The sequence below is a fragment of the Rhodococcus sp. SORGH_AS_0301 genome, assembly GCF_030818285.1.
Taxonomy (GTDB): Bacteria; Actinomycetota; Actinomycetes; order Mycobacteriales; family Mycobacteriaceae; genus Rhodococcoides.
In genome coordinates, this window is record NZ_JAUTAC010000002.1 from 1,502,493 (window position 1) to 1,527,522 (window position 25,030).

The following is a 25,030-nucleotide window of genomic DNA, read 5'->3' on the forward strand; positions in this document are numbered from 1 at the left end:
CATCACATGACGACGGCGACTGCAACACTCAAGCGATCCTGGGCACTCGACCTGTCGAACGAGACCCTCTACGAGCTGCTCAAGCTGCGCGTGGAGGTGTTCGTGGTGGAGCAGGCCTGCGCCTACCCCGAGCTCGACGGTAAGGACCTGCTCTCCGACACCCGCCACTTCTGGCTCGAGCGCGACGGCAGCGTGGTCTGCACACTGCGTCTCCTCGAGGAGCACGACGACGGCGAGAAGTCGTTCCGCATCGGGCGCCTGTGCACCCACCGCTCCTCGCGCGGGCAGGGCCACACCACGCGTCTGCTGCGGGCTGCGCTCGCGGAGGTCGGGTCGTCCCCGTGCCGCATCAACGCGCAGAGCTACCTGGTGGAGATGTACGCAAAGCACGGCTTCTACCCGGACGGCCAGGAAGTTCTCGAGGACGGCATCCCGCACACGCCCATGCGGCGCGGCGGCGGCAGTCCCTGGAGCGAAGGCGACAAGAACTGACTCGCCTGCACCGACACTGAACAACCGACGAACGTCTCGGAGAAGCCCGTGTGACTCGGGCGCGGTCCCGCCACTGTGACGTGGTCCGGCCTCCTTCAGGAGGTCGGACCACGGAGCCAGATCGCCGAGCGTTCGTGTCACTGCTGCGTGAGGAGACCACGCGCAGCTTCGTCTCGACTCCTCGGCGCGGTCACCGAGGTCGAACAGGACCACACGCGTGAATCCCGGATATCCGTTCTCTGCCATCGTCGGTCAGGACCGACTGCTGTTGGCGCTCTCACTCTGTGCCGTTCACCCCGGCATCGGCGGCGTGCTCGTACGCGGTGAGAAGGGCACGGCGAAATCGACCGCCGTGCGTGCGCTGACGGCGCTGATGCCTCCCGTCACGGACTCGGCGGGCACCCGGCCCGCTCGGCTCGTCGAACTGCCCGTCGGTGCGACCGAGGACCGCGTCGTCGGGTCCATCGACTTCGAGCGCATAGTCCGCGACGGAGAACGCGCCTTCACCCCCGGCTTGCTCGCGTCCGCGGACCGTGGCCTTCTGTACGTCGACGAGGTCAATCTTCTTCACGATCATCTCGTCGATCTGCTGCTCGATGCGGCAGCCATGGGCCGTGTACACGTGGAGCGGGACGGCATCTCGCACTCCTACCCGTCGACCTTCGTGCTCGTCGGCACCATGAACCCCGAGGAGGGGGAGCTGCGCCCGCAGCTGCTCGATCGCTTCGGCCTCGCCGTGGACGTCTCCGCCTCCCGCGATGTCGACACGCGGATGACGGTCGTCCGTCGCCGACTCGACTACGAACGCGACGCCGTCGCGTTCGCCGAGGCGCATGCCGACGCCGACGCGGAGATCGCGGCCCGCATCGCCGGTGCGCGGGACCGTGTCGCCGACGTCGAGCTGCCCGACTCGGAACTGCGTCGTATCGCGGCCGTGTGTGCGGCCTTCGACGTCGACGGGATGCGCGGTGACCTCGTCGTCGCGCGCACCGCGACCGCTCACGCCGCGTGGCGGGGCGGCACCACGGTGACCGAGGACGACGTGCGCGTCGCCGTCGAACTGGCGTTGCCCCATCGGCGTCGGCGCGATCCGTTCGATGCTCCCGGACTCGCGGACGGCGAGCTGGACGACGCGATGTCGCAGGCGGACGAGGACGTGCGACGTTCGGAACCGGAGCCCGATCCCGACCCGGACGACGACGGAGGCGCACCCGATCCCGCTGCCGAGGACGGTGCTCCCGAACAGTCGAGCTCCGACGATGCACCGTCGGCCGATGAACCGCCCCCGCGGCCGTCGACCGGTGGCAGCTCCGGAACCGCCGCGTCCGGGGACGGCTTCGATGCCCGGCTCCTGCAGATCGACGGTGTCGGCGACGGCGCACCCGGCCGTCGCTCACGCGCGCGGGTGTCCTCGGGTCGTGTCGTGCGTGCGACCGACTTCACCGGCGGCTCACTCCATCTCGTCGGCACTCTGATGCGTGCCGCGGAGCGCAGGGGAGCGGCCGAATCCGGCCGGTTGTCCATCGCGGGCGGTGATCTGCGCGGCATCGATCGCGAAGGGCGCGAAGGCAATCTGATCGTCTTCGTCGTCGACGCCTCCGGCTCGATGGCGGCGCGCGACCGCCTGTCTGCGGTCACCGGTGCCGTCGTGTCGTTGCTGCGCGACGCCTACCGACGCCGCGACCGCGTCGCCGTCGTCTCGGTGCGGGGCAGCGACGCGGAGGTGATCCTCCCGCCGACCCGGTCGGTGGACGTCGCCGTCACCCGACTCCGCGACGTACGCACCGGTGGCAGAACGCCGCTCGCGTCGGGCTTCCTGACGACACGCGACGTCGTCGCACGTGAGCGGGTCCGGGAGCCGGGGCGTCGTGCCCTCGTCGTCACCCTGACCGACGGCCGAGCCACCGGTGGACCAGATCCGGTGGGACGAGCCCGTCACGCCGCCGCACTGCTGGCCGCGGACAAGGTGGCCTCCGTGGTCGTCGACTGCGAGTCCGGCATGGTTCGCCTCGGACTCGCCCGTGACCTCGCGACCGCCCTGCGCGGCACCTACATCTCACTGCCCGAACTGTCGTCGGCGAGCGTGGCCGGCGTCGTCCGGGCCGCAGCCTGAGGAGATTCTCCATGCCACAGGGAGTTCCGGCACCCGGCACCGTTCCCGACGACGGCCTGACCACCAGGCAGCGTCGCAACCTCCCCATCCTCGCCGTCCACACGGGCCCCGGAAAGGGGAAGTCCACCGCCGCGTTCGGCATGGCGATGCGCGCCTGGAACCAGGGCTTCGACGTCGCGGTCTTCCAGTTCGTCAAGAGCGCCAAGTGGAAGGTCGGCGAGGAGTCGGTGTTCCGCACCCTCGGTGATCTGCACGACGAGACCGGCGTCGGCGGCGCCGTGGAGTGGCACAAGATGGGCTCGGGATGGTCCTGGTCGCGCAAGCGCGGCGACGAGGTCGACCATGCCGAGGACGCACGCGAAGGGTGGGCGGAGATCGCGGCGCGCATCCGGGACGAACGGCACCGCTTCTACGTCCTCGACGAGTTCACCTATCCGCTGCACTGGGGGTGGATCGACGTCGACGACGTGGTGCGCACCCTCACCGACCGGCCCGGCAACCAGCACGTAGTCATCACGGGCCGCAATGCACCCACCGCGCTGCTCGACGCCGCCGATCTGGTCACCGAGATGTCGAAGATCAAGCACCCCATGGACGCGGGTCGCAAGGGTCAGCGCGGCATCGAATGGTGAACGATCTGCCCGCCGTCGTCATCGCGGCCCCCTCGTCCGGCAGCGGAAAGACCACCATCGCCACCGGCATCATGGGCGCACTGCGCGCCGCCGGCAGGCGGGTCGCTCCGTTCAAGGTCGGCCCGGACTACATCGATCCCGGGTACCACGCCGTCGCCGCAGGACGGCCCGGTCGCAACCTCGACGCCGTCATGACGGGCCGCGACGCGATGGTGCCCGCGCTGCGCTGGGGTGCGAGCGGTTGCGACATCGCGGTCGTCGAGGGCGTCATGGGTCTCTTCGACGGTCGCATCGACCCCCACGCCACCGGACCCGCTGCGGAGGGGTCCACGGCCGCGGTCGCCGCCGCGATCGGTGCGCCGGTGATCCTGGTGGTGGATTCGCGAGGGCACAGCCAGAGCATCGGCGCGCTGGTCCACGGGTTCTCGACGTACGACCCCTCGGTCCGCGTCGCCGGGGTGATCCTGAACCGGGTCGGCAGTGAGCGACACGAGGCGGTGCTGCGACAGGCCTGCGACCGGGTCGGCGTTCCCGTGATCGGGTCGGTGCCTCGCGCCGGCGCGCTCGAGGTGCCGTCGCGTCACCTCGGCCTGGTGACCGCAGCCGAGCACGGCTCCGCCGCGGTCGACGCCGTCGCGGCGATGACCGAGCTGGTGTCGCGCCATGTCGACGTCGACGCTCTCGCTCGCATCGCGGCGACGGCGCAGGTTCCGACGGCGGAGCCGTGGAGTCCGGACGCTGCGGTGGGGGTGCGGATCGAGGGTCCGCGTCCGGTGGTCGCCGTCGCCGGTGGCCCGGCGTTCACGTTCGGCTACGCCGAGCAACCGGAGGTGCTGCGTGCCGCGGGAGCGGACGTGGCGGTGTTCGATCCGCGCCACGACCGGTTGCCCGAGGGTGCCACCGGCCTGGTCGTCCCCGGCGGCTTCCCCGAGCTCCACGCCGCCGAGCTGGCCGCCAACGAGCCACTGCTGCACGACATCCGGGCTCTCGCCGACGCCGGGTGGCCGGTGCACGGTGAGTGTGCGGGCCTCCTGTACCTGGCCACCTCGCTGGACGGGCACCGCATGGCGGCAGTGCTCGACCTCGACGTCGAGTTCGGGTCGAGGCTCACCCTCGGCTATCGAGACGCGGTGGCGCTGACGGGGTCGGTGATGTTCGACGTCGGCCAGCGCATCACCGGCCACGAATTCCACCGCACCCACGTCGTCCGGGCGGGATCGTTCGAACCCGCGTGGGCCTGGCGGCGCGACGGCAGCACCGTGCAGGAGGGATCCGTCGGCGCCGGCGGACGGGTGCACGCGTCGTATCTGCACACCCATCCGCTGGCGACGGCCCGGGGATTCGCTCGGTTCGTGGCGGCCTGCCGGCCGAACTGACCCACAGCGTCTCGGCGCCCGTCTGGTTGCATCTCACAAACTTCTGGTGTCTACTGTCGGTCGGATACATACCGAAAGATTTTTTGCACCCGGTTTCCTGGGGAGTGCATCCGGCGAGAGGGTCCTTCACATGGTCAGCAGAATGTTCGGTAGCGCACGCGTCTCGTGGGCGAGTGTCGGATCCGTCGTCGTCGCGGCGGCGGCGCTGGCCGTGGCGTTACCGGCCGCAGCCGGTGCCACCGAGATCAAAGGGTGCGTGATCACCTCGCCGGCAGACGGCACGGTCTGCACCGGTATGGACCTGAGCGGCGCGGATCTCGCGGGCTTGAATCTGTCGGGAGCCGACTTCTCTGGCTCGAACCTCAGTGGAGCGGACCTGTCCGGCGTGGTCGGATTCGGCGGCCGCTTCACCGGCGCGAATCTGCGGGGTGCGAATCTCGCGGGCTCGTCCTTCGGCCGCGCGGACTTCCATCACGCGTCGCTGGCGAACGCCGACCTGACGAATGCAGCACTGTCGGACACGATGCTCGATCAGGCAGATCTGACGCGGACGGGCTTGAGCGGCACGGATTTCACCGTGTCCTACCTGCGAGACGCTGATCTGTCGCATGCACGGTTCGCGGGCACGAAGTTCTTCGGCGCCCAGGTGTGCGGCGCCAACATCTTCGGTACCGACCCGTCGGCTGCGAGCAACCTCGACACGTCCTGCACGGTGTCCGAGGGTCCGGCAACCCCCCTTCCCGTTCCGGCACCTGTGCCCGCTGGGTTCTTCGGTAGTTGATCGACGTCGTCCACCGATCACGCCGCGAGCAGTCCCTCCAGGTAGTCCAGGAGCCGTGACACCTCCCGCGGGGCGCCGAGGACGACGACCTTGAGCCGGTCGCGTTGCGCGTCGTAGGCGGTGTTGACGCGCAACGGTTCACTGTCGGGTCGCGCGTCCCCGGTGGCTCTGGCGAGCAGTGCGGTCAGCCGATCCGCTGTCTCGCGGTCGACGGTGTCGATGTCGACGATCGAGGTGACCTCGACGCGATGCTCGGTGCGCAGTGCGGAGGCGGCCTGCCCGGTGAACGTCTCGAGGTCCTCGCCGGAGATGCGGTACTGCTTGCCGATGCGGACGGCGGGAAGGCGCCCGGACCGCACGTAGCCGCGGACGGTGCGCACGTGCAGCCCCAGCATGTCGGCGACATCGTCGACCGAATACATCCGCACAGTCATCCAAACAACGTAAACATCCCCTGTCGCACACGTCAATTGGGACATCTACGTGCCCCGCGGCGGCTTTTCCCGGACATGTCGTCGGGAGACTTTCCCGACAGGTTGCCGGTGAACGGCGCGGAAATCGGGCATTGGTGGCAATCTGGATCGAATGACCGACATCGACCAGAGACTGATCCTGGGGCCGTTCGTCCGCTACGTCAGTACCGATCGCGCGACCTTCTGGGTGGAGACATCGCACTCCTGCACCGTCACGGTCACCACGTCCTCGGGCGCCTCGGTGGACGAGCGCACGTGGGGTCTCCACGGGCACCACTACGCCCTCGTCGCCGTCGAGGATCTGCCGCAGAACTCACTCGTCGACTACACCGTCGCGATCGACGGCGAGCAGGTGTGGCCCACTCCCGACCGCCGGGCCGTCGTGCACACGATGTGCGACGACGAGCCCGTCACCGTCGCCTTCGGATCCTGCCGGCGGGGTGACACCTACAGCGACGAGGCGTTGACGCGCATCGGCGCCGACGCTCTGGTCGGGCTCGCCGACCGTGTCGCGAGCGAAGAGCCCGACACCTGGCCGGATCTTTTGGTCTTCCTCGGCGATCAGGTCTACGCGGACGATCCGTCGCCCGAGATCGTCGAGCGCCTGCACGCCCGGCGCGAGGCCTCCGAGCGTGCTGCCGGGGCCCGCTCGGAGGAGGTCGAGGACGAGATCTGCGACTTCGAGGAGTACACCTGGCTCTACCAGGAGTCGTGGGGCGACGACCGCGTCCGCCAACTGATGGCCACGGTCCCGACGTGCATGATCCTCGACGACCACGATCTGCGGGACGACTGGAACTCCTCCGCGGACTGGCGCGCGGAGGTGACACAGGCGTCCTGGTGGGAGGACCGCGTGATCGGCGCCTTCTCCTCGTACTGGGTCTACCAACACCTGGGCAACCTGTCCCCGCGCGAACTCGAGGACGACGCGATGTACGCGGCCGTGCGATCCGCCGCGAGCGACTCCGAGCGTGAGACGCTGCTCGCCGAGTTCGCCCTGAAGGCGGACGCGGAACCGTCCTCGGCGCGCTGGAGCTATCACCGCGACATCGGCAACACGCGTCTGGTGATGATCGACAGCCGATGTTCGCGTGACCTGTCGCCCGAGCGCAGGGCCATGGTCGACGACGTCGAGTGGGCATGGGTGCGCGAGCACACGCTGAAGTCGGGCAAGGAGCACGTGCTCCTGGGTTCCTCGCTGCCCTTCCTCATGCTTCCGGGGCTGCACGCGGTGGAGCAGTGGAACGAAGCGGTGGCGCAGGGCGCGTGGGGGAAGCGGTTCGGTCGGATCGGGGAGAAGCTGCGTATCGCGCTCGATCTCGAGCACTGGGCCGCGTTCGGAAAGTCGTTCGGCGACATGGTGGATCTGGTCGACGAGGTGGTCGTGGGACCGGACGCGCCGAAGTCGGTCGTGTGGTTGTCGGGTGACGTGCACTGCTCCTACGTCGCGAAGGCGGAGACCCGCGTGTCGACGTCGACGTCTCTGTACCAGCTGACGATGTCGCCGTTCCGCAATCCACTGAACCTGCCGATCCGGGCGGTCAACCGCCTGGCGATCCGTCGCCCGGTGGCGAGGATGCTCGCGCGCCTGGCGCGCGGAGCCAAGGCGGAACCCGTGCACGCGGAGTGGAGCACGGAGGCGGGTCCCTGGTTCGACAACGGGGTGATGTCGTTGACCACGGACTCGCAGGCGCTGCGTCTCGAGGTGAACCACGCCGCGGTGGTGAACGGGCGTCAGACGCTCAGCACCACGGCTCGCTACGACCTCACGCCGTCCGGGGTGCGGCAGCGCTGATCGTGCCCGTGCCACGACAGGTAGGGTCTTCCGACGTGGACGCGACCGATTCTCCCTACCTCGCAGGGCTCGATCTGGCCGGTCGTCGCGTGGTCGTCGTCGGTGGGGGCAGTGTCGCGCAGCGGCGGCTCCCGCTGCTGGTGTCGTGCGGCGCGAAGGTCGTCGTCATCACCCGCGAGGCCACCCCGGCCGTCGAGGGCATGGCGAGCTTCGGTCAGATCGAGCTGGAGCTGCGCGACTATCGCGACGGCGATCTGCACGAGGCCTGGTACGCCATCGCCTGCACCGACGAGGCCGAGACCAACGCGGCCATCGTCGCGGAAGCGGCGCGCTCCCGGGTCTTCTGCGTGCGCGCGGACGTTGCGAGAGACGGCACGGCGGTCACGCCTGCCAGCGCGGAGTACGACGGTCTGACCGTCGGCGTGCTCGCCAGCGGAGAGCATCGCCGGTCCGCCGCCGTGCGCAACGCCGTGCTGGACGGGCTGCAGTCCGGGGCCATCGTGGACGCACCGGAGAAGTCGATCGCGGGGGTCGCACTCGTGGGCGGTGGACCGGGAGACCCGGACCTCATCACCGTGCGGGGACGCCGCCTGCTGGCGCGTGCCGACGTGGTGGTGGCCGACCGTCTCGCGCCGCCCGAGCTGTTGGCCGAACTGGGACCGCACGTCGAGGTGATCGACGCGTCGAAGATCCCGTACGGCCGGTTCATGGCACAGGAGGCCATCAACGACGCGTTGATCACGCATGCCCGCGCCGGCCGGTTCGTGGTCCGACTGAAGGGCGGCGATCCCTACGTCTTCGGCCGCGGATACGAGGAACTCGAGGCGTGCACCGCAGCGGGCATTCCCGTCACCGTCGTTCCCGGCATCACCAGCGCCATCTCGGTGCCGTCGGCCGCCGGTATCCCGGTCACCCATCGTGGAGTCACGCACGAGTTCGTCGTCGTCAGCGGTCATCTGCGCCCGGATCACCCGGACTCGCTGATCGACTGGCCGTCCCTGGGCCGGTTGCGCGGCACCATCGTGCTGCTCATGGCGGTCGAGCGCATCGGAGCCTTCGCGGACGTGCTCGTCGAGAACGGGCGCGCCGCGGACACGCCGGTCGTGGTGGTCCAGGAGGGCACGACGCGGTCGCAGCGGGTGGTGCGGGCAGATCTGACCACCGTCGCCGAGCGGGTGCGTGCGGAGAACGTGCGCCCCCCGGCCATCATCGTCATCGGACCGGTGGCGGGATTCGACGCCGCGGCCGTGATCGGCGCAGCCTCGTGACCCGGCCGATGACCTATCCCGTGACCGAGCGGGCCTTCGGACTCGCGATCATCGCGCTCAGCGGCATGCAGTTGATGGCCGTGCTCGACGGCACCGTGGTGAACCTCGCGCTCGCTCCGCTGCAGGCCGAACTCGGCCTCAGCGATGCCGGTCGCAACTGGGTGGTCTCGTCGTACGTACTGGCCTTCGGCGGGCTCATGCTCCTCGGCGGGCGCATGGGCGACGCCTTCGGACGCAAGCGCATGTTCCTCGTCGGAGTCGCGCTGTTCACGGTGGCGTCTGCGGCCTGCGGACTCGCGCAGAACGAGGCGATGCTGGTGCTGGCCCGCGTGATCCAGGGCGCCGGCGCCGCCGTCGCGTCGCCCACGGCGTTCGCACTGGTGGCCACCACGTTCGCGCCGGGGCCCGTCCGCAATCAGGCCATCGCCATCTACGCGGCCATGACCGGTGTCGGCTCCTTCTCCGGTCTCATCATCGGCGGCGCGCTCACCGAGGTCTCGTGGCGGTGGATCTTCCTCATCAATGTGCCGATCGGTCTCGCGATCCTGGCCCTGGGATGGCGCGCGCTCACCGAGACGGCCGGCGAACGGGCACCCCTCGACGTGCCGGGGGCGATCCTCGCGACGCTCGGATCCACCGGTGTCGTGTTCGGCATCGTCGAGGGTCCGGAACGAGGCTGGACGGACGTCGTCACCCTCACCGCGATCGTTGTCGGTCTGTTCCTGCTGCTCGCGTTCCTCACCGTCGAGCGGCGCGCCAGGAACCCACTGCTGCCCTTCGAACTCTTCCGCGACCGGGACCGCGTCGCCACCTTCGTCGCCATCTTCTTCTCCGGCGGCGCCCTGTTCGCGATGACCGTGATCGTCGCGGTGTTCGTCCAGGACGTGTTGGACTACAGCCCGCTGCGCGCCGGCATCTCGTTCATCCCGTTCGGTGGCGGCATGGCGCTCGCCGCCGTCGCGTCGTCGTGGCTGGCGCCGCGGGTCGCACCGCGCTGGATCATCGCGACCGGCGCGGTCCTCACCGTCGGGTACCTGATCTTCGCGTCGACCATCACGGTGGAGTCGACGTACTGGAAGAACCTGTTCCTCCCCATCGGCGGCATCGGTTTCGGCGTCGGACTGGCGGTCATCGCCCTCCCGCTCTGCGCGATCGCCAACGTCGACCAGAAGAACATCGGGCCCCTCACCGCCATCTCGCTCGTCGCGCAGAACCTGGGTGGCCCACTCGGCCTCGCTGTGGTCAGCGCGATGGCGGCGTCGAAGACGCTCTCACTGGGCGGTCGGACGGGCTCGGCCGTCGACATGACCCGGCCGGAGATCGTCGCGTTGGGAGAGGGCTACACGTTCGCTCTTCTCGGCTGCGCCGTTCTCGCCGCGGTCGCCGCCGTCTCGGCGTTGTTCATCCGCTACAGCGCGGCCGACGTCGCCCAGGCCAAGGCAGCCCAGGACGCGGTTCACCGCTGACGATCGGCGGGCAGGTCCGCCTCGTTCGCCGCCGCCCGCCCGGACTCCCATCCCGCGAGGTCCAGCCGGGGTCCACGGACCGACCGGGTGGCCGGGAACAGTCGCTCGACCTCGGCCTCGACGGCCACCGTCTGCGTCGCCAGCATCGGCAGCAGATCGCCGGACCGTCGACTCGCCTCCTCGAGGGCCAGCGCGTCCGACTCGGCGAGGCGTTCACCCAGCCGCACGGCGTAGGCCCACAGGAACGCGGTGTCGAACCCGGATGCCGCCTTCTTCCGCCGAGCCGGTCGGGGAGCGCGAGCCAGAGCGCGCGCCGCCTGCACCGAGAGGGAGGTGAAGAGCATCTCGGTCTGCTCCACGTCGACGGGTGCACCCACCACCGTCGCGAGGGCGTGATCGGTGTCCCAGACCACCCGGGTGCGGTTGACCGTCGCCACCACGTGCAGCAACTGTGCACGCGCATCCGCGTGCGGATTGTCGACGTGCACACGCCTGCTCACGACGTCGGTCCGGCCCTCGGCGAGCACGAGGGTGTCGACGGAGTACTTCGTCATCAGTTCCTGCGCCTTCGCGGTGAACGCATCGGCCTCCTCCTCGAACTCGGTCGAGTCCGCCTTGGCGAGAAGCCCCCTGATGCGTCCGAGCATGCCGGCCCCGACGACGGTGTCGGGCGGCAGCAGGCGTGCGGTCCGGGCCGACGGCCACTGCGACGGCAGCGCACCGATCCGGGTGAGTCGGGGCAGGCTCTGCCACCGCCCGAGCAGCGTGAGCACGGCGATCCACTGGTCACTGACGGCGATGTAGTCGGACGCACCGCCGAGGCGCAGACGCGCGGCAAGCAGACTCGGAGACGCGTCGACAGGCGACTCGACGTCCGGGCGCAGCGCCCGGATCGCCTCGACCTGGCGCACCCAGCTCTCGGGCGCGCGCGCGGTGGCGTCGGAGAGCTCGGCCTCGTGCAGGAGGGCCGCCGCGGCGAGTCCGGTGACCTCGGCGGTGCAGTGGCGGCGGACGACGTGCAGCAGGTCGAGCGGTTGCCACCCCTCCTCGTACAGCGCCGTGATCGTGGACAGGAGCGTGACGGACCCCTGAGCGAGGGGATCCGCGTCGGTGCAGGCGACCAACTGGTCCGCGACGTCGTCCACCACGCGTTGCGAGGCGGTGCGACCGACGGCGGCATCGGCGCCGCGCTGCAGCAGTTCCGGGACCGGGTTCATTCGGTCAGCACGATCACCTCGGTCGGCGATGCGACCTCGGCTCGGAGTCCTGCACGGACGGCGACCGCGGCGACGGCCCGTGCGCTCGTGGGTTCCGCGCGGGTGACGGTCAGCGCCCGCGCCAGCAGTCCCTTGTGATGCTTGTTGAAATGGCTGACGACGGTGCGGGATCCGTCGGGTTGCTCGGTGAGCACGGTGGCGGTGACCGCGCCGGGTATGGGGCCCAGGTCGCGGTAGATTCCCGAGCGCAGATCGACGACGAGACCGTCGGCCGCGGCGGTGACCGCCGCGGGCAGCACCGGCTTCCACAGGGCGCGGAGCGTGGGGAGCCCGGGCAGTGCGGACCCGCCCGAGAGCCGGTACGCCGGAACCGGATCGTCCGCTCGCACCGCACCGAAGAGGGCGGACCCGATCGCGAGGCGCTGCCGAGCCTTGGCCTTCTGCGCCCGGGTGAACGATGCCGCGTCCAACGCGTCGAACAACACTCCGGTGTAGCGCTCGAGAGCCGGTCTCGTCGCCGAGACCGTCAGGGCCGCATTGCGCTCGATCTCGTCGTCCTGCTTCGGCGAGAGTCCCAGGGCCGTGCGGGAGGCCGCGGGATCGTCGGCGAGGGACACGAGAGCGTTCACCAGCGTCGATCGGACGTCGGTGAGCTGCGGAAGCCACAGCTGGTCGAGATCGAGCGGATCACCGCGGCCGCCCGCGGACTTGGTTTCGGACGGTGGCAGAAGAACGAGCACGGCAGGAACGGTACCGACACACCCACGGACTAGGCTGTGCGCCTGTGATCACCCGTCTGTCCCACCTGTTCCTGCGCACGCTCCGCGACGATCCCGCCGATGCCGAGGTACCGAGCCACAAGCTCCTGGTGCGCGCCGGCTACGTCCGCCGCATCGCTCCCGGTGTGTACTCGTGGCTGCCGCTCGGGCTCCGGGTGCTGCGCCGCGTCGAGCAGGTGGTGCGCGAGGAGATGAACGCGATCGGTGGCCAGGAGATCTCGCTGCCGGCGCTGTTGCCGCGCGAACCGTACGAGGTGACCAACCGCTGGACCGAGTACGGCGACGGGCTGTTCCGGCTCAAGGATCGCAAGGGCGTCGACATGCTGCTCGGGCCGACGCACGAGGAGCTCTTCGCGCTGACGGTCAAGGGGGAGTACAGCTCCTACAAGGACCTGCCGGTCACGCTGTACCAGATCCAGACCAAGTACCGCGACGAGGAGCGTCCGCGGGCCGGCATCCTGCGCGGCCGTGAGTTCGTCATGAAGGACTCGTACTCGTTCGATCTGGACGAGGCGGGTCTGAAGACCTCCTACGAGGCCCACCGCGAGGCGTACCAGCGGATCTTCGAGCGCCTCGGTGTCAGCTACGTCATCGTCGCGGCCACGTCCGGTGCGATGGGCGGGAGCGCGTCCGAGGAGTTCCTCGCGGAATCGGTCGTCGGCGAGGACACCTACGTGCGGTGTGTCGAGTCCGGGTACGCCGCGAACGTCGAGGCCGTCACGACGCCGGCTCCGCCGTCGATCCCCCTCGAGGGCCTGCCGCAACCGACGGTGCACGAGACCGGCGACACCCCGACCATCGCGACGCTCGTCGACTGGGCGAACGGTGCGGATCTCGGCCGCACGGTCACCGCGGCGGACACGCTCAAGAACGTGCTGCTCAAGACACGCGTCCCCGGCGGTGAGTGGGAACTGCTCGCCATCGGCGTTCCCGGTGATCGTGACGTGGACGAGAAGCGCCTCGAGGCCTCCCTCGCCCCCGCCGAGTTCGTCATGCTGGGCGACGCGGACTTCGCCGCCAATCCGTTCCTCGTCAAGGGGTACATCGGACCGAAGGCCTTGCAGGACAACGGCGTGCGTTACCTCGTCGACCCTCGCGTCGTCGACGGCACGGCGTGGATCACCGGCGCGAACGAGAAGGGCAAGCACGTCGTCGATCTGGTCGCGGGCCGCGATTTCGTCGCGGACGGCACCATCGAGGCCGCCGAGGTGCGCGACGGTGATCCCTCTCCGGACGGCCGCGGCGCACTGGTGTCCGCTCGCGGCATCGAGATCGGCCACATCTTCCAGCTCGGTACCAAGTACACCGACGCCTTCGCGGTCGACGTCCTCGGCGAGAACGGCAAGCCCACCCGCCTGCTCCAGGGCTCGTACGGCGTCGGCGTGTCTCGCCTGGTGGCTGTCATCGCCGAGCAGATGCACGACGACAAGGGTCTGCGGTGGCCCGCGTCCGTCGCACCCGCCGACGTGCACATCGTCATCGCCAACAAGGACGTGGGCGCGCGCGAGGGTGCCGAGGCGCTCGCCGTCGAACTCGACGCGCACGGACTCGAGGTCGTCCTGGACGACCGTCCCAAGGTGTCTCCCGGTGTGAAGTTCAAGGACTCCGAGCTGATCGGTGTGCCGCTCGTCGTCGTCCTCGGTCGCGGCTGGGCGGACGGCACCGTCGAGCTGAAGGATCGCTTCACCGGTGAGGCTCGCGACGTTCCGGCCGAGTCGGCGGGCCGGGAGGTCCTGCGCGCGGTCGGGCGACCCGTGTGAGCACCTCGTCGTCGAGCGAGTCTCTCCCTGCCGTCCTGACCCGGCTCGTCGACGCTCGCCGAGTCCTGCTGATCGCGCCGACACACGGACGATCGGCCGCTCTCGCGGCCGACGCGGTCGGCGAGCGCGGCTCGGTCGTGGTGCTCGCCGCGGACGAGAGCGTCGCGGCCGTCCGGGCCGACACGGAGGCGGCACGAGGCCGGGTGGAGATCGTCGCCGGCGAACCCGCCGGATCGTTGCCGCAGCTCCGCACGGACGACGACACGACCTTCGGTGTGGTGTCCGTCGACGTCTCGCGGGCCGGTGCGGCCGAGGCCGTGCAGTACCTCGAGTGGGCGCTGGTGCTCGGTCGACCCGGGACCGCCGTGGTGGTCACCGGTGACGCCGACGGGGCGACGTGGACAGCGGTGCAGGACATGGTCGACGGTCACCCACGGCTCGCCGCGGCGTCGTGGACCGCGGGCACCGCGGTGATCGTCGCCGCCGTGACCGATCAACCCTGAGTCGAGGTCCCGACCGGCGGAGGGGTCAGGTCGCCGGAGTGCCGGGAAAGGCCACCGTCGACGGGAAGATGCCGAGAATCGCCTTCCACGCCGAAGCGCGCCGAGCTGAGTCCGTGAGGGCGACGATGCCGATGTCGCGGGTGTGCCCGGACTGGGCCCGTTCGACGACCGACCGCCAGGCGACTGCGGCGTCGTCCTCGACCTGCGCCGCGAGCCGTGCCGCTGCCACCGCGTCGGTCACCGGAAACGGCACCGTGTACCCGGCCGCGGGCTCCGGTGCGGTGACGCTGGCCGCGGTCAGGGCGTCGATGGTGCCGTCGCGCCGCGCTCGGTGGTCGGCGGCGTACTGCGCGACCATCGGATCGCGGGTGGGGTTCGAGAACGCCGCGATGACGCCGTACGCGAAGACGGCGGCGAACTCCACGTTCAGCGCGTCCACGAGGGCCTGCTGCTCTGGGCCGAGATCACTCATCCGGCCACCGCCGCGGACGCCAGCGTGCACGCGGCACTGATCGACCCGAGCAGGCCCGCTCGGTAACCGGACAGCGCACGCGCGTCGTCGGCTGCGCTGCGGCCCGCGTCCGACAGCGCCGTGGACAAGTCGATGAGAGCCGGAGCCGGCACCGGCTCGGCAGTGCCGGTCGTCGCAGTGGCGGTCCCGGACACCGTGGGCGGGGGAGTGAGACGTGCGATCTCGGTGTCGAGTGCGTCGGCGTGGGCGGTCCGCTGATCGGCGATCACGGTGAGAGTGTCGACCGCCGCCGGGTTCTGCGCGATCGCCGCCGTTGCGGCGGCCGCGTCGCGGCGGGCCCGGGCGGCATGGGCCGCGAGCGGATCGGGCTGCGCCGCCTCGTCGTCCTGCGTACCGTCCGAGCACGCGACCGTCGAGGCGAGGATCGTCGTGCCTGCGACCACTGCCGCCGCACCGCGCAACATCGTGCGCCGCGAGAGCGTCGGGAGACTGCGGCCGTGCAGGAAGACCGGTCGGTGCGGAACTGTCGGTGGCACCCGGTCATCGTGCCAGACACGGACACCGTCCCCGCGCCGGACACGAGCACTCTCGGCGCGACGACGCAGCGTGTCGGGAGACGCGCCCCGGTCGCGGTATCGTGGTCCCTTCCCAGTTCGCCGGTGGCGAGCTGTACAACTTCAGCGAGGAGTGGTCGAGCGATGCCGGTTCCATCCAGGGAGAGGGTCGTCGCACTCCTCTCCGCACACGTGGCGGGCCCGGGGTTCACCGACGGCGATCTCGATCTCGAGGACGTCACCGTGTCGAAGGCCGGTGCTCACAGCGTCGTCAAGGTGATCGTCGATCGGGATTCCGGATTCGAGCTCGACGCGCTCGCTCGGCTGAGCCACGAGATCTCCGACATCCTGGACGCGGCAACCGAATTCGGGGACACCGCGTACAACCTCGAGGTGACCACGCCCGGTGTCGACCGACCCCTGACCGAGCCTCGCCACTGGCGTCGTGCTCGCGGCCGGATGGTCACCGTCGCGCTCGGGGACGAGACGATCGACGCCCGCGTCGGTGAGCTCAGGACCTCGGAGGGCGGTACGACCGAACTGGATCTCGTTCTCCGCTCGCGCACCGGTCCGACGCTGCGCACCGTGCCGCTCGACGCGGTCACGTCGGCCACCGTGCAGGTGGAGTTCAAGAAGCCCAATCCTGCGGAGCTCGAGATGGCGGGCGGCGTCACGCCCGGACGCTTCGATCCGCTGAACCCGCCGGAGGAGCCCGTCTCCGGTGACGAAGACGACGACACAGACGACGAAAGCCGATAACGACGTGAACATCGACATGACTGCCCTCCGCGCGATCGAGGCGGAGAAGGGCATCACCATCGACGCGGTGATCGAGACGCTGCAGAGTGCGCTGCTCACCGCGTACAAGCACACGGCCGGTCACCGGTCCGACGCCTACATCGACGTGAATCGCAAGAGTGGCGAGGTCCGCGTCATGGCACGCGAGACCGACGAGAACGGGAACTTCGTCTCCGAGTGGGACGACACCCCCGAGGGGTTCGGTCGCATCGCCGCGACCACCGCGCGTCAGGTCATCCTGCAGCGACTCCGGGACGCCGAGAACGAGAAGTCGTTCGGTGAGTACTCGACGCACGAGGGCGAGATCGTCGGCGGTGTCATCCAGGCCGACGCACGGCTGAACGCACGCGGCACGGTCGTGGTGCGGATCGGCAGCGACTCCGAGGGCGTGGACGCGACCATCCCGCCGGCGGAGCAGGTGCCCGGTGAGACGTACGAGCACGGCGACCGGATCAAGTGCTACGTCGTGGGCGTCACCCGCGGAAATCGCGGCCCGCAGGTCACCCTGTCCCGGACGCACCCCAACCTGGTCCGCAAGGTGTTCGCGCTCGAGGTGCCGGAGATCGCGGACGAGTCCGTGGAGATCGTGTCGGTGGCCCGCGAGGCGGGACACCGGTCGAAGATCGCCGTGCGGACGTCGGTGTCCGGCCTCAACGCCAAGGGCGCGTGCATCGGTCCGATGGGCCAGCGTGTCCGCAACGTCATGAGCGAGCTGGCCGGCGAGAAGATCGACATCATCGACTACGACGACGATCCCGCCGTGTTCGTCGGGAATGCGTTGTCACCGTCGAAGGTTGTCTCTGTCACGGTCGTCGACGCGGCTGCCCGCGCCGCTCGTGTGGTGGTGCCCGACTACCAGTTGTCGCTCGCGATCGGCAAGGAAGGTCAGAACGCGCGGCTCGCCGCGCGCCTGACCGGGTGGCGTATCGACATCCGGAGCGACGCCGCGCCGACCGAGGACGATCACTGAGTCGGCGCGCGCGAGCGGGCGACGTTCCGAACCGGACCGAATCCGCGTTAGACTGTGACACGGCTCGACACGCGTTGTCCGACGACACCGCGTCCGCACCAGGTGGACCGGTGCGTACGTGCGTAGGATGCAGACAGCGCGAGTCGCCTTCCGCCTTGGTGCGGATCGTCGCCGGCGTCTCCGACACCGGCACGGTCGGTGCCGTGGTCGATCATCGCCGCAGACTGCCCGGCCGGGGTGCATGGTTGCATCCCGACGCGACTTGTCTGCAGCAGGCGGAGCGACGTCGAGCCTTCGGGCGTGCCTTGCGCGTGACCGGTCCGCTGGACCTGTCCGCGCTTGCCCGAGAGTTCGCACCGTGACGGTGTGGACCACACCCGATCGACCGGCCGAACGGTCGCGGCACCTCGCCGCGCCACGAGGAGAACAGGTACACGAATTCATGAGCACACCGTGAAGCACCGACGATGAACATCGTTTCGAGATAACCCGAGGTCGTGCGGGCGCCTGCCATAGGAGCCGCGCTCGACCTCTCAGTGAGGAGAGCAGTGGCAGGCAAGGCCCGCGTGCACGAGTTGGCTAAAGAACTCGGTGTCACCAGCAAGGATCTACTCGCTCGGCTGAAAGAGCAGGGCGAGTTCGTGAAGTCGGCGTCGTCGACCGTGGAAGCACCGGTCGCGCGACGTCTCCGTGAGTCGTACCCGTCCGCGTCCGGCGACGCGGCACCGTCGACCGGCGCCCGTCCGTCCGGAAACGGCGCAGGCCCGAAGCCGGGCGGCCCCCGCCCCGGTCCGAAGCCGGCTCCGGCGGCCCCCGAGGCACCGGCCGCAGCAGCACCCGAGGCGCCCGCCGCGCAGGCTCCGGCCCCGTCGGCTCCCGCCGCCCCGGCACCCGCTGCCCCGGCTCCGACACCCGCAGCACCTGCCGCTCCCGCGGCACCGGCTGCTCCGGCGGCACCCGCCCCCGAGGCACCGGCAGCGTCGGCGCCCACAGCGCCCGCTGCTCCCGGCCCCAAGCCGGGACCGAAGGCACCGCGCGTCGGCAACAATCCCTACTCGTCCGCACCCGTCGAGCGCCCCGCGCCGCGTCCCGCTCCGGGACAGGCCGGTCCGCGACCCGGCGCCCCGCGTCCGGCTCCGGGCCAGGGTGGACCTCGTCCGGCCGGCGGCGCACCCGCTCAGGGTGGAGCAGGTCGTCCCCCCGCAGGTCAGGGTGGACCTCGCCCCGGCGGACCCCGTCCCAATCCCGGCTCCATGCCTCCCCGCCCGAACCCGGGTGCCATGCCGAGCCGCTCGGCTCGTCCGGCTCCCGCAGCCGGCGGTCGTCCGGGTCGTCCCGGCGGCGCACCGGGCGGTCGTCCCGGCGGTGCCGGTGGCGGCGGCGGTTACCGCGGTGGCGGCGGCGGTGCACCCGGCGCTCCCGGTGCCGGCGCACCTGCCGGTGGCGGCTTCCGTGGTCGTCCCGGTGGCGGTGGCCGTCCCGGCCAGCGCGGTGCCGCGGCAGGCGCGTTCGGTCGTCCCGGCGGCGCAGTCCGTCGTGGCCGCAAGTCGAAGCGGGCGAAGCGCGCCGAGTACGAATCCATGCAGGCTCCCGCAGTCGGTGGCGTGCGGTTGCCCCGTGGCAACGGTGAGACGATCCGTCTCGCTCGCGGCGCATCGCTGTCCGACTTCGCGGACAAGATCGACGCGAACCCGGCTGCACTCGTGCAGGCGCTGTTCAACCTCGGCGAGATGGTGACGGCGACTCAGTCGGTCAACGACGAGACGCTCGAACTGCTCGGCGGCGAGATGAACTACGTCGTCCAGGTCGTGAGCCCAGAGGACGAGGACCGCGAACTGCTGAACTCGTTCGACCTCACCTACGGCGAGGACGAGGGCGGCGAGGACGAGCTCGAGCAGCGTCCCCCCGTGGTCACCGTCATGGGTCACGTCGACCACGGCAAGACGCGACTGCTGGATTCGATCCGTAACGCCACCGTGCGTGAGGGCGAGGCCGGTGGCATCACGCAGCACATCGGTGCCTACCAGGTCCTCACCGAGCTCGAGGGCAACGAGCGTCTGGTCACCTTCATCGACACCCCCGGTCACGAGGCCTTCACCGCCATGCGTGCCCGTGGTGCGAAGGCCACCGACCTCGCGATCCTCGTGGTCGCGGCCGACGACGGCGTCATGCCGCAGACGGTGGAGGCGATCAACCACGCCCAGGCAGCAGACGTGCCGATCGTGGTCGCGGTCAACAAGATCGACAAGGAAGGCGCGAACCCGGACAAGATCCGGCAGCAGCTGACCGAGTACGGCCTCATCGCCGAGGAGTACGGCGGCGACACGATGTTCGTCGACATCTCGGCCAAGCAGGGCACCAACATCGATGCCCTTCTCGAGGCAGTGCTGTTGACGGCCGACGCGGCGCTCGATCTGCGCGCCAACCCGGACATGGACGCACAGGGTGTCGCCATCGAGGCACATCTCGACCGTGGTCGCGGACCGGTGGCCACCGTGCTCATCGCTCGCGGAACCCTGCGTGTCGGTGACTCGATCGTCGCCGGCGATGCCTACGGTCGCGTCCGTCGCATGGTCGACGAGCACGGCGAGGACGTCATCGAGGCGCTCCCGTCGCGTCCCGTTCAGGTCATCGGCTTCACGTCGGTGCCGGGTGCCGGTGACAACCTGCTCGTCGTCGACGAGGACCGCATCGCCCGTCAGATCGCGGACCGCCGCAACGCTCGCAAGCGCAACGCGCTGGCAGCGAAGTCGCGCAAGCGGATCAGCCTCGACGATCTCGATGCCGCACTGAAGGAGACGTCGCAGCTCAACCTGATCCTGAAGGGCGACAACTCCGGCACCGTGGAGGCCTTGGAGGAGGCGCTGGTCGGTATCGCGATCGACGACGAGGTCGAACTGCGCGTCATCGACCGCGGCGTGGGTGGTGTCACCGAGACCAACGTCAACCTGGCGTCGGCGTCCAACGCGATCATCATCGGCTTCAACGTACGTGCCGAGGGCAAGGCGACGGAGCTGGCGAACCGCGAGGGCGTGGACATCCGGTACTACTCGGTGATCTACCAGGCGATCGACGAGATCGAGAAGGCCCTCAAGGGTCTGCTCAAGCCGGTCTACGAAGAGGTCACGCTGGGCCAGGCCGAGATCCGCGCGCTGTTCCGTTCCTCGAAGGTCGGAAACATCGCCGGTTGCCTCGTCACCTCGGGTCTGGTGCGCCGCAACGCGAAGGCTCGACTGCTGCGTGACAACAACGTGGTCGCCGAGCTCGTCACCATCTCGTCGCTCCGGCGCGAGAAGGAGGACGCCACCGAGGTCCGCGAGGGCTACGAGTGTGGTCTGACGGTGACGTACTCCGACATCAAGGTCGGAGACGTCGTGGAGGCGTACGAGCTTCGGGAGAAGCCGCGCGACTGATCGACGAGAACGTACGGGTGTGGCCCGCGGTATGTCCGCGGGCCACACCCGTTCGTCGAAGACGGTGTCCGACCCTGCTATCGATGAGGTGCTCGTGTTTCTCGGTGCTCTCGAACTCGACATCCTGCTCGGCGACGTACATTCGCTGAAGGAGAAACGTTCGGTGATCAAGCCCGTCGTCGCTGCCCTGCAGCGCTTCGGTGTGTCGGCCGCCGAGACCGGGGAACAAGAGCGTTACCGTCGTTCGATGGTGGGTGTCGCCATCGCCACCGGGGACGTCGCCCACCTGCACGAGGTACTCGACTCGTGCGAGCGACACGTGGCCGAGAGGCCGGAACTACAACTACTCGCAGTTCGGCGCCGAGTGTTCGGGCCAGAGGACTGATGGACGAAGGAGACGCATCGTGGTGGACCAAGCCCGCGCTCGTAAACTGGCCAAGCGCATCGGTGCGATCGTCGCGACGGCCATCGATCACGAGATCAAGGATCCGCGGCTGTCGTTCGTGACGGTCACCGACACCAAGGTGACCCCGGACCTGCACGACGCCACCGTCTACTACACCGTGCGCGGCGAGACGCTCGACGCCGAGCCCGATTTCCAGGCTGCCGCTCTGGGTCTGGAGAAGGCCAAGGGCGCTCTGCGCACCAAGGTCGGTGCCGGTACCGGCGTGCGCTTCACCCCGACGCTGACCTTCCGTGCGGACACGGTGCCCGACACCGCGCGCCACATGGAGGAACTGCTCGAGCGTGCCCGCCAGATCGACGACAAGGTGGCTCAGGCCGCTGCGGGGGCGCAGCCCGCCGGTGATCCGGATCCGTACAAGGTGCCTCGAAGCGACACCGACGAGCTCTGAGACCCCGGTGACCGACACGCTGCGCGCAGACATGCAGAAAGCCGTCCGTCTTCTCGAGGACGCCCGGACGGTGACTCTGCTGTGCCACGTGCAACCCGACGCCGACACCATCGGCAGTGCGCTCGCCCTGGCCGTCGCGCTCTCGCGACGCGGCGCGCGGCCGACCGTGTCGTTCGCGGCGCCCGCCTCGTTGCCCGAGTCGATGATCGGTCTGCCGGGAGCGGAGTTCCTGGTGCCGCCCGCCCAGGTCCCGACGGACGCGGACCTGGTGGTCACCGTGGACGCCGGCAGTCGAGGCAGGCTCGGGTCACTGGGTGACCGGTTGGACGGCGCCGTGTCCCTGGTCGTCGACCATCACCGGTCCAACACCTTCTACGGCTCGCATCACGTGATCGATGCGAGTGCGGAGTCCACCACAGCGGTGGTCGCCGTGCTGTTCGACGAGTGGGGCGTCGAGATCGACCGGGACCTCGCGCACTGCCTGTTCGCCGGCCTCGTGACCGACACCGGATCGTTCCGCTGGGTCCGGCCGGGCTCCCACCTGCTGGCCGAGCGACTTCTCGCGACCGGGATCGACGGCGCCGCCATCTCGCGCCGCCTGCTCGACACCCACCCCTTCGCCTGGCTGCCGATGCTGGGCGCCGTCCTGGGCTCGGCGCGCCTGGTGCCGGACGCGGCCGGCTCGCGTGGGCTCGTCTACGCGATCGTGCGGCTCGAGGACTCTCGCGGACTGCGTCCCGAGGAGATCGAGAGCGTCGTGGACATCGTGCGCACCACCGCGGAGGCCGAGGTGGCCGCCGTGTTCAAGCAGAACGAGGCGGGCTGGGCCGTGTCGTTGCGCGCGAAGAGCAGTGTCGACGTCTCCGTCGTGGCGTCCGCGCTGGGTGGGGGCGGCCACAAGTTCTCCGCCGGCTACACCGCGACGGGCCCGATCGAGGACGACGTCGACGCCCTGGTCGCCGCGCTCGGGTGACCGATCGCTCCGCCGTGGACGGGCGGGTGTCCGCTCGCACCTTGTTCGGCCTCGCGTTCCCCGCACTCGGCGTCCTGGTGGCCGAGCCGCTGTACCTGCTCTTCGACTCCGCGGTGGTGGGTCGACTCGGTGCGCTCCCACTCGCGGGTCTGGCCGTCGGTGGCCTCGTTCTCGCCCAGGTGAGTACGCAGCTGACGTTTCTCTCGTACGGGACGACCGCGCGCGCGGCACGGCTGCACGGTGCGGGCCGGGACGACGACGCCCGCAACGAGGGCGTCCAGGCCACGTGGCTCGCAGTGGTGCTGGGCCTCCTGCTGATCCTGGTGGTCCAGCTCTTCGCGAACCCGATCCTGTCGGTGCTGGGCGGCGGGGGAGACATCACCGCCGAGGCCACCACGTGGCTCCGAGTCGGCGTGCTCGGTACCCCGTTGATCCTCGTCACGCTCGCCGGGAACGGGTGGATGCGGGGCGTGCAGGACACCGTGCGGCCGTTGCGGTACGTGGTGGCGGGGCTCGCACTGTCGGCCGTGCTGTGTCCCGTCCTCGTGCACGGTCTGATCGGCGTTCCGGCCCTCGGCCTCGTCGGATCCGCCGTGGCCAACGTCATCGGCCAGGCCGTCGCAGCGACGCTGTTCGTCTCTGCCCTGATGCGCGGGCCGCGGACCCGCTCGCTCCGGCCGGATCTCGCGATCATCCGCCGCCAGCTCGTCCTCGGCCGGGACCTCGTGCTCCGCTCGTTCGCCTTCCAGGCCTGCTTCCTGTCCGCGGTGACCGTGGCGTCACGCTTCGGTGCCGGTGCGGTCGGGGCCCATCAGGTGGTTCTGCAGTTGTGGAATCTCGTCGCGTTGATGCTGGACTCGTTGGCCATCGCCGCACAGTCCCTGGTCGGCGCCGCGTTGGGGGCGGGCCGTGGCCGCGCCGCGTCGATGCTCGCCTCGCGGGTGACCGCGTGGTCCGTCGGTTTCGCCGTGGTGCTCGCAGGACTGTTCGCCGCCACCCACGCCGTGATCCCGCCGCTCTTCACGTCCGACTCGTCGACCCTGACGAGCATCGACGGCATCTGGTGGTTGTTCGTCGCGCTGATCCCCGTCGCCGGCGTCGTGTTCGCCCTCGACGGTGTGCTGCTCGGGGCCGGGGATGCCGCCTTCCTGCGGAACGCGACTCTCGCGAGCGCCGTCGTCGGATTCCTGCCGCTGATCTGGCTCGCGGCGATCCTCGACTGGGGGTTGCCGGGAATCTGGGTGGGCCTGATGGTGTTCGTCAGCCTGAGAGCGGTCTCCGTGGTCTGGCGGACCGCGTCGGGCGCCTGGATCAGAACGGGGACCGATACCGTCGGGAGCCGAACATCAACCGCAGAAGGGTCGTGAGTGTGCCAGCCAAGTTGTGGGCCGTCAGCGACATCCACGTCGGTCACAAGGGCAACCGGCCCGTCACCGAGGCCATCGAACCGGAGAGCCCCGAGGACTGGCTGATCGTCGCCGGAGACGTGTCGGAGAAGACGGACGACATCCGCTGGGCGCTCGCCGAGCTGAAGTCGAAGTTCGACACCGTGATCTGGGTGCCGGGAAACCACGAGCTGTGGACCACGGTCAAGGACCCGGTACAGATGCACGGTGAGGCGCGCTACGACTACCTGGTCACGATGTGCCGGGAACTGGGTGTGCTGACGCCCGAGGACCCGTTCCCCGTGTGGGAGGGGGAGGTCGGGCAGGCCGGAGGCCGGTCGGGATATGTGGGCCCCGTCACGCTGGTGCCGATGTTCGTGTTGTACGACTACTCGTTCCTGCCTGCGGGCACCACGAACAAGCTCGACGGTCTGGCGCTGGCGCGCAGCCGCAACGTGGTGGCCACCGACGAGTTCCTCATCACCCCGACGCCCTACGCGTCCCTCGACGCGTGGTGCGCGGCGCGGCTGGCGATCACCGAGAAGCGGTTGGCCGAGGTGGACACCTCGATCCCGACGGTGCTGATCAACCACTGGCCGCTGGTGCGGCAGCCCACCGAGGTGCTGTTCTATCCCGAGTTCGCCCTCTGGTGCGGAACCACGGCGACCAAGGACTGGCACACCCGCTACAACGCCCTGTGTGCGGTCTACGGCCACCTCCACATCCCACGGACGACGTACTACGACGGCGTGCGGTTCGAGGAGGTGTCGGTGGGCTACCCGCGCGAGTGGAAACGCCGCGGACTCCCGGATCAGGTGCTGCGACAAATCCTTCCGGTCCCCGAGTACCCGCCGGGATCGTTGAACAAGTTCGGCGGCCACTTCACGGTCACGCCGGAGATGGAAGCGGAAGTGGAGAAGATGCGAGCGGAGAAGCGACTGTGACGACGGCACGAG

Annotated in this window: 24 protein-coding genes and 1 riboswitch; of the genes, 19 read left to right on the plus strand and 5 right to left on the minus strand. The window is 69.8% G+C overall.

Annotated elements, in window-relative coordinates; translation table 11 throughout:
• Positions 1–6: 6 nt before the first annotated feature.
• The 5 genes from QE397_RS07735 (at position 7) to QE397_RS07755 (ending at position 5,394) form a co-directional block, all read left to right on the plus strand.
• Positions 7–492, plus strand: coding sequence for a GNAT family N-acetyltransferase (locus QE397_RS07735; protein ID WP_027505061.1), 486 nt, complete (start codon positions 7–9; stop codon positions 490–492).
• 39 nt (positions 493–531) lie between these two features.
• Positions 532–615, plus strand: a riboswitch (cobalamin riboswitch).
• Positions 616–709: 94 nt separating this feature from the next.
• On the plus strand, positions 710–2,605 hold the full coding sequence (locus tag QE397_RS07740; protein WP_307092677.1) for a VWA domain-containing protein: 1,896 nt from the start codon (positions 710–712) through the stop codon (positions 2,603–2,605).
• An 11-nt stretch (positions 2,606–2,616) separates the two neighbouring features.
• Entirely contained in the window at positions 2,617–3,237 is a 621-nt protein-coding gene (gene cobO, locus QE397_RS07745; RefSeq protein ID WP_027505063.1) for a cob(I)yrinic acid a,c-diamide adenosyltransferase, read from the plus strand.
• The gene (locus QE397_RS07750) at positions 3,231–4,613 is read left to right on the plus strand and encodes a cobyrinate a,c-diamide synthase (protein ID WP_307092680.1); all 1,383 of its coding nucleotides are present in this window, start codon (positions 3,231–3,233) and stop codon (positions 4,611–4,613) included. Before cobO ends, QE397_RS07750 begins: the two co-directional genes overlap by 7 nt.
• 130 nt (positions 4,614–4,743) lie before the next feature.
• A complete protein-coding gene (locus QE397_RS07755; RefSeq protein WP_307092682.1) occupies positions 4,744–5,394 on the plus strand; it encodes a pentapeptide repeat-containing protein in 651 nt (216 codons plus the stop codon).
• 17 nt (positions 5,395–5,411) lie between these two features.
• Here QE397_RS07755 and QE397_RS07760 read toward each other — a convergent pair whose 3' ends face one another.
• On the minus strand, positions 5,412–5,828 hold the full coding sequence (locus tag QE397_RS07760; protein WP_307092684.1) for a helix-turn-helix domain-containing protein: 417 nt from the start codon (positions 5,826–5,828) through the stop codon (positions 5,412–5,414).
• 151 nt (positions 5,829–5,979) lie between these two features.
• On the opposite strand from QE397_RS07760, the gene QE397_RS07765 reads away from it, so the two are divergent.
• From QE397_RS07765 to QE397_RS07775, 3 genes are read left to right on the plus strand one after another with little or no spacing between them, the layout of a single operon-like run.
• Positions 5,980–7,662 (plus strand): alkaline phosphatase D family protein, encoded by a 1,683-nt coding sequence (locus tag QE397_RS07765; RefSeq protein ID WP_307092686.1) that lies wholly within the window; start codon positions 5,980–5,982, stop codon positions 7,660–7,662.
• Positions 7,663–7,697: 35 nt separating this feature from the next.
• Positions 7,698–8,930 (plus strand): uroporphyrinogen-III C-methyltransferase, encoded by a 1,233-nt coding sequence (gene cobA / locus QE397_RS07770; protein ID WP_307092687.1) that lies wholly within the window; start codon positions 7,698–7,700, stop codon positions 8,928–8,930.
• 8 nt (positions 8,931–8,938) lie between these two features.
• Complete coding sequence (locus QE397_RS07775) at positions 8,939–10,396, plus strand: MFS transporter (protein WP_222630838.1); 1,458 nt, start codon at positions 8,939–8,941, stop codon at positions 10,394–10,396.
• Here QE397_RS07775 and QE397_RS07780 read toward each other — a convergent pair.
• Together QE397_RS07780 and yaaA are read right to left on the minus strand one after the other, a co-directional pair.
• Positions 10,387–11,613: a DUF2786 domain-containing protein gene (locus QE397_RS07780; protein WP_307092691.1), complete on the minus strand. Its 1,227-nt coding sequence runs from the start codon at positions 11,611–11,613 to the stop codon at positions 10,387–10,389. The two genes, QE397_RS07775 and QE397_RS07780, sit on opposite strands and share 10 nt — an antisense overlap.
• A complete protein-coding gene (gene yaaA / locus QE397_RS07785) occupies positions 11,610–12,353 on the minus strand; it encodes a peroxide stress protein YaaA (protein ID WP_307092692.1) in 744 nt (247 codons plus the stop codon). The genes QE397_RS07780 and yaaA overlap by 4 nt, the downstream gene beginning before the upstream one ends.
• A gap of 44 nt (positions 12,354–12,397) precedes the next feature.
• Between yaaA and QE397_RS07790 the strand changes: the two genes are divergently transcribed.
• Positions 12,398–14,152 carry a proline--tRNA ligase gene (locus tag QE397_RS07790; RefSeq protein WP_056444999.1) on the plus strand — a complete coding sequence of 585 codons (1,755 nt, stop codon included), beginning with the start codon at positions 12,398–12,400 and terminating at the stop codon, positions 14,150–14,152.
• The gene (locus QE397_RS07795; protein ID WP_307092694.1) at positions 14,149–14,655 is read left to right on the plus strand and encodes a hypothetical protein; all 507 of its coding nucleotides are present in this window, start codon (positions 14,149–14,151) and stop codon (positions 14,653–14,655) included. Before QE397_RS07790 ends, QE397_RS07795 begins: the two co-directional genes overlap by 4 nt.
• Before the next feature lie 25 nt (positions 14,656–14,680).
• Here the strand turns inward: QE397_RS07795 and QE397_RS07800 are convergent, their stop codons facing one another.
• Together QE397_RS07800 and QE397_RS07805 are read right to left on the minus strand one after the other, a co-directional pair.
• On the minus strand, positions 14,681–15,127 hold the full coding sequence (locus QE397_RS07800; protein ID WP_027505072.1) for a ferritin-like domain-containing protein: 447 nt from the start codon (positions 15,125–15,127) through the stop codon (positions 14,681–14,683).
• Entirely contained in the window at positions 15,124–15,663 is a 540-nt protein-coding gene (locus QE397_RS07805) for a hypothetical protein (protein ID WP_307092696.1), read from the minus strand. Before QE397_RS07805 ends, QE397_RS07800 begins: the two co-directional genes overlap by 4 nt.
• Before the next feature lie 162 nt (positions 15,664–15,825).
• On the opposite strand from QE397_RS07805, the gene rimP reads away from it, so the two are divergent.
• The 9 genes from rimP (at position 15,826) to QE397_RS07850 (ending at position 25,018) form a co-directional block, all read left to right on the plus strand.
• Positions 15,826–16,440, plus strand: a complete 615-nt coding sequence (gene rimP, locus QE397_RS07810; RefSeq protein WP_056444990.1) for a ribosome maturation factor RimP — start codon at positions 15,826–15,828, stop codon at positions 16,438–16,440.
• Between the two features lie 4 nt (positions 16,441–16,444).
• Positions 16,445–17,449: a transcription termination factor NusA gene (gene nusA, locus QE397_RS07815; protein ID WP_027505075.1), complete on the plus strand. Its 1,005-nt coding sequence runs from the start codon at positions 16,445–16,447 to the stop codon at positions 17,447–17,449.
• Positions 17,450–17,607: 158 nt separating this feature from the next.
• Positions 17,608–17,811: a YlxR family protein gene (locus QE397_RS07820; RefSeq protein ID WP_373425284.1), complete on the plus strand. Its 204-nt coding sequence runs from the start codon at positions 17,608–17,610 to the stop codon at positions 17,809–17,811.
• Positions 17,812–17,997: 186 nt separating this feature from the next.
• On the plus strand, positions 17,998–20,862 hold the full coding sequence (gene infB / locus QE397_RS07825; protein WP_027505077.1) for a translation initiation factor IF-2: 2,865 nt from the start codon (positions 17,998–18,000) through the stop codon (positions 20,860–20,862).
• Between the two features lie 94 nt (positions 20,863–20,956).
• Positions 20,957–21,247 carry a DUF503 domain-containing protein gene (locus QE397_RS07830; protein WP_027505078.1) on the plus strand — a complete coding sequence of 97 codons (291 nt, stop codon included), beginning with the start codon at positions 20,957–20,959 and terminating at the stop codon, positions 21,245–21,247.
• Positions 21,248–21,266: 19 nt separating this feature from the next.
• Positions 21,267–21,716 carry a 30S ribosome-binding factor RbfA gene (gene rbfA, locus QE397_RS07835; RefSeq protein ID WP_027505079.1) on the plus strand — a complete coding sequence of 150 codons (450 nt, stop codon included), beginning with the start codon at positions 21,267–21,269 and terminating at the stop codon, positions 21,714–21,716.
• 31 nt (positions 21,717–21,747) lie between these two features.
• Positions 21,748–22,689, plus strand: coding sequence for a bifunctional oligoribonuclease/PAP phosphatase NrnA (locus tag QE397_RS07840; RefSeq protein WP_307097424.1), 942 nt, complete (start codon positions 21,748–21,750; stop codon positions 22,687–22,689).
• Entirely contained in the window at positions 22,686–24,056 is a 1,371-nt protein-coding gene (locus QE397_RS07845; protein ID WP_285185087.1) for an MATE family efflux transporter, read from the plus strand. Before QE397_RS07840 ends, QE397_RS07845 begins: the two co-directional genes overlap by 4 nt.
• 2 nt (positions 24,057–24,058) lie before the next feature.
• On the plus strand, positions 24,059–25,018 hold the full coding sequence (locus QE397_RS07850; protein WP_027505081.1) for a metallophosphoesterase: 960 nt from the start codon (positions 24,059–24,061) through the stop codon (positions 25,016–25,018).
• Positions 25,019–25,030: the final 12 nt, after the last annotated feature.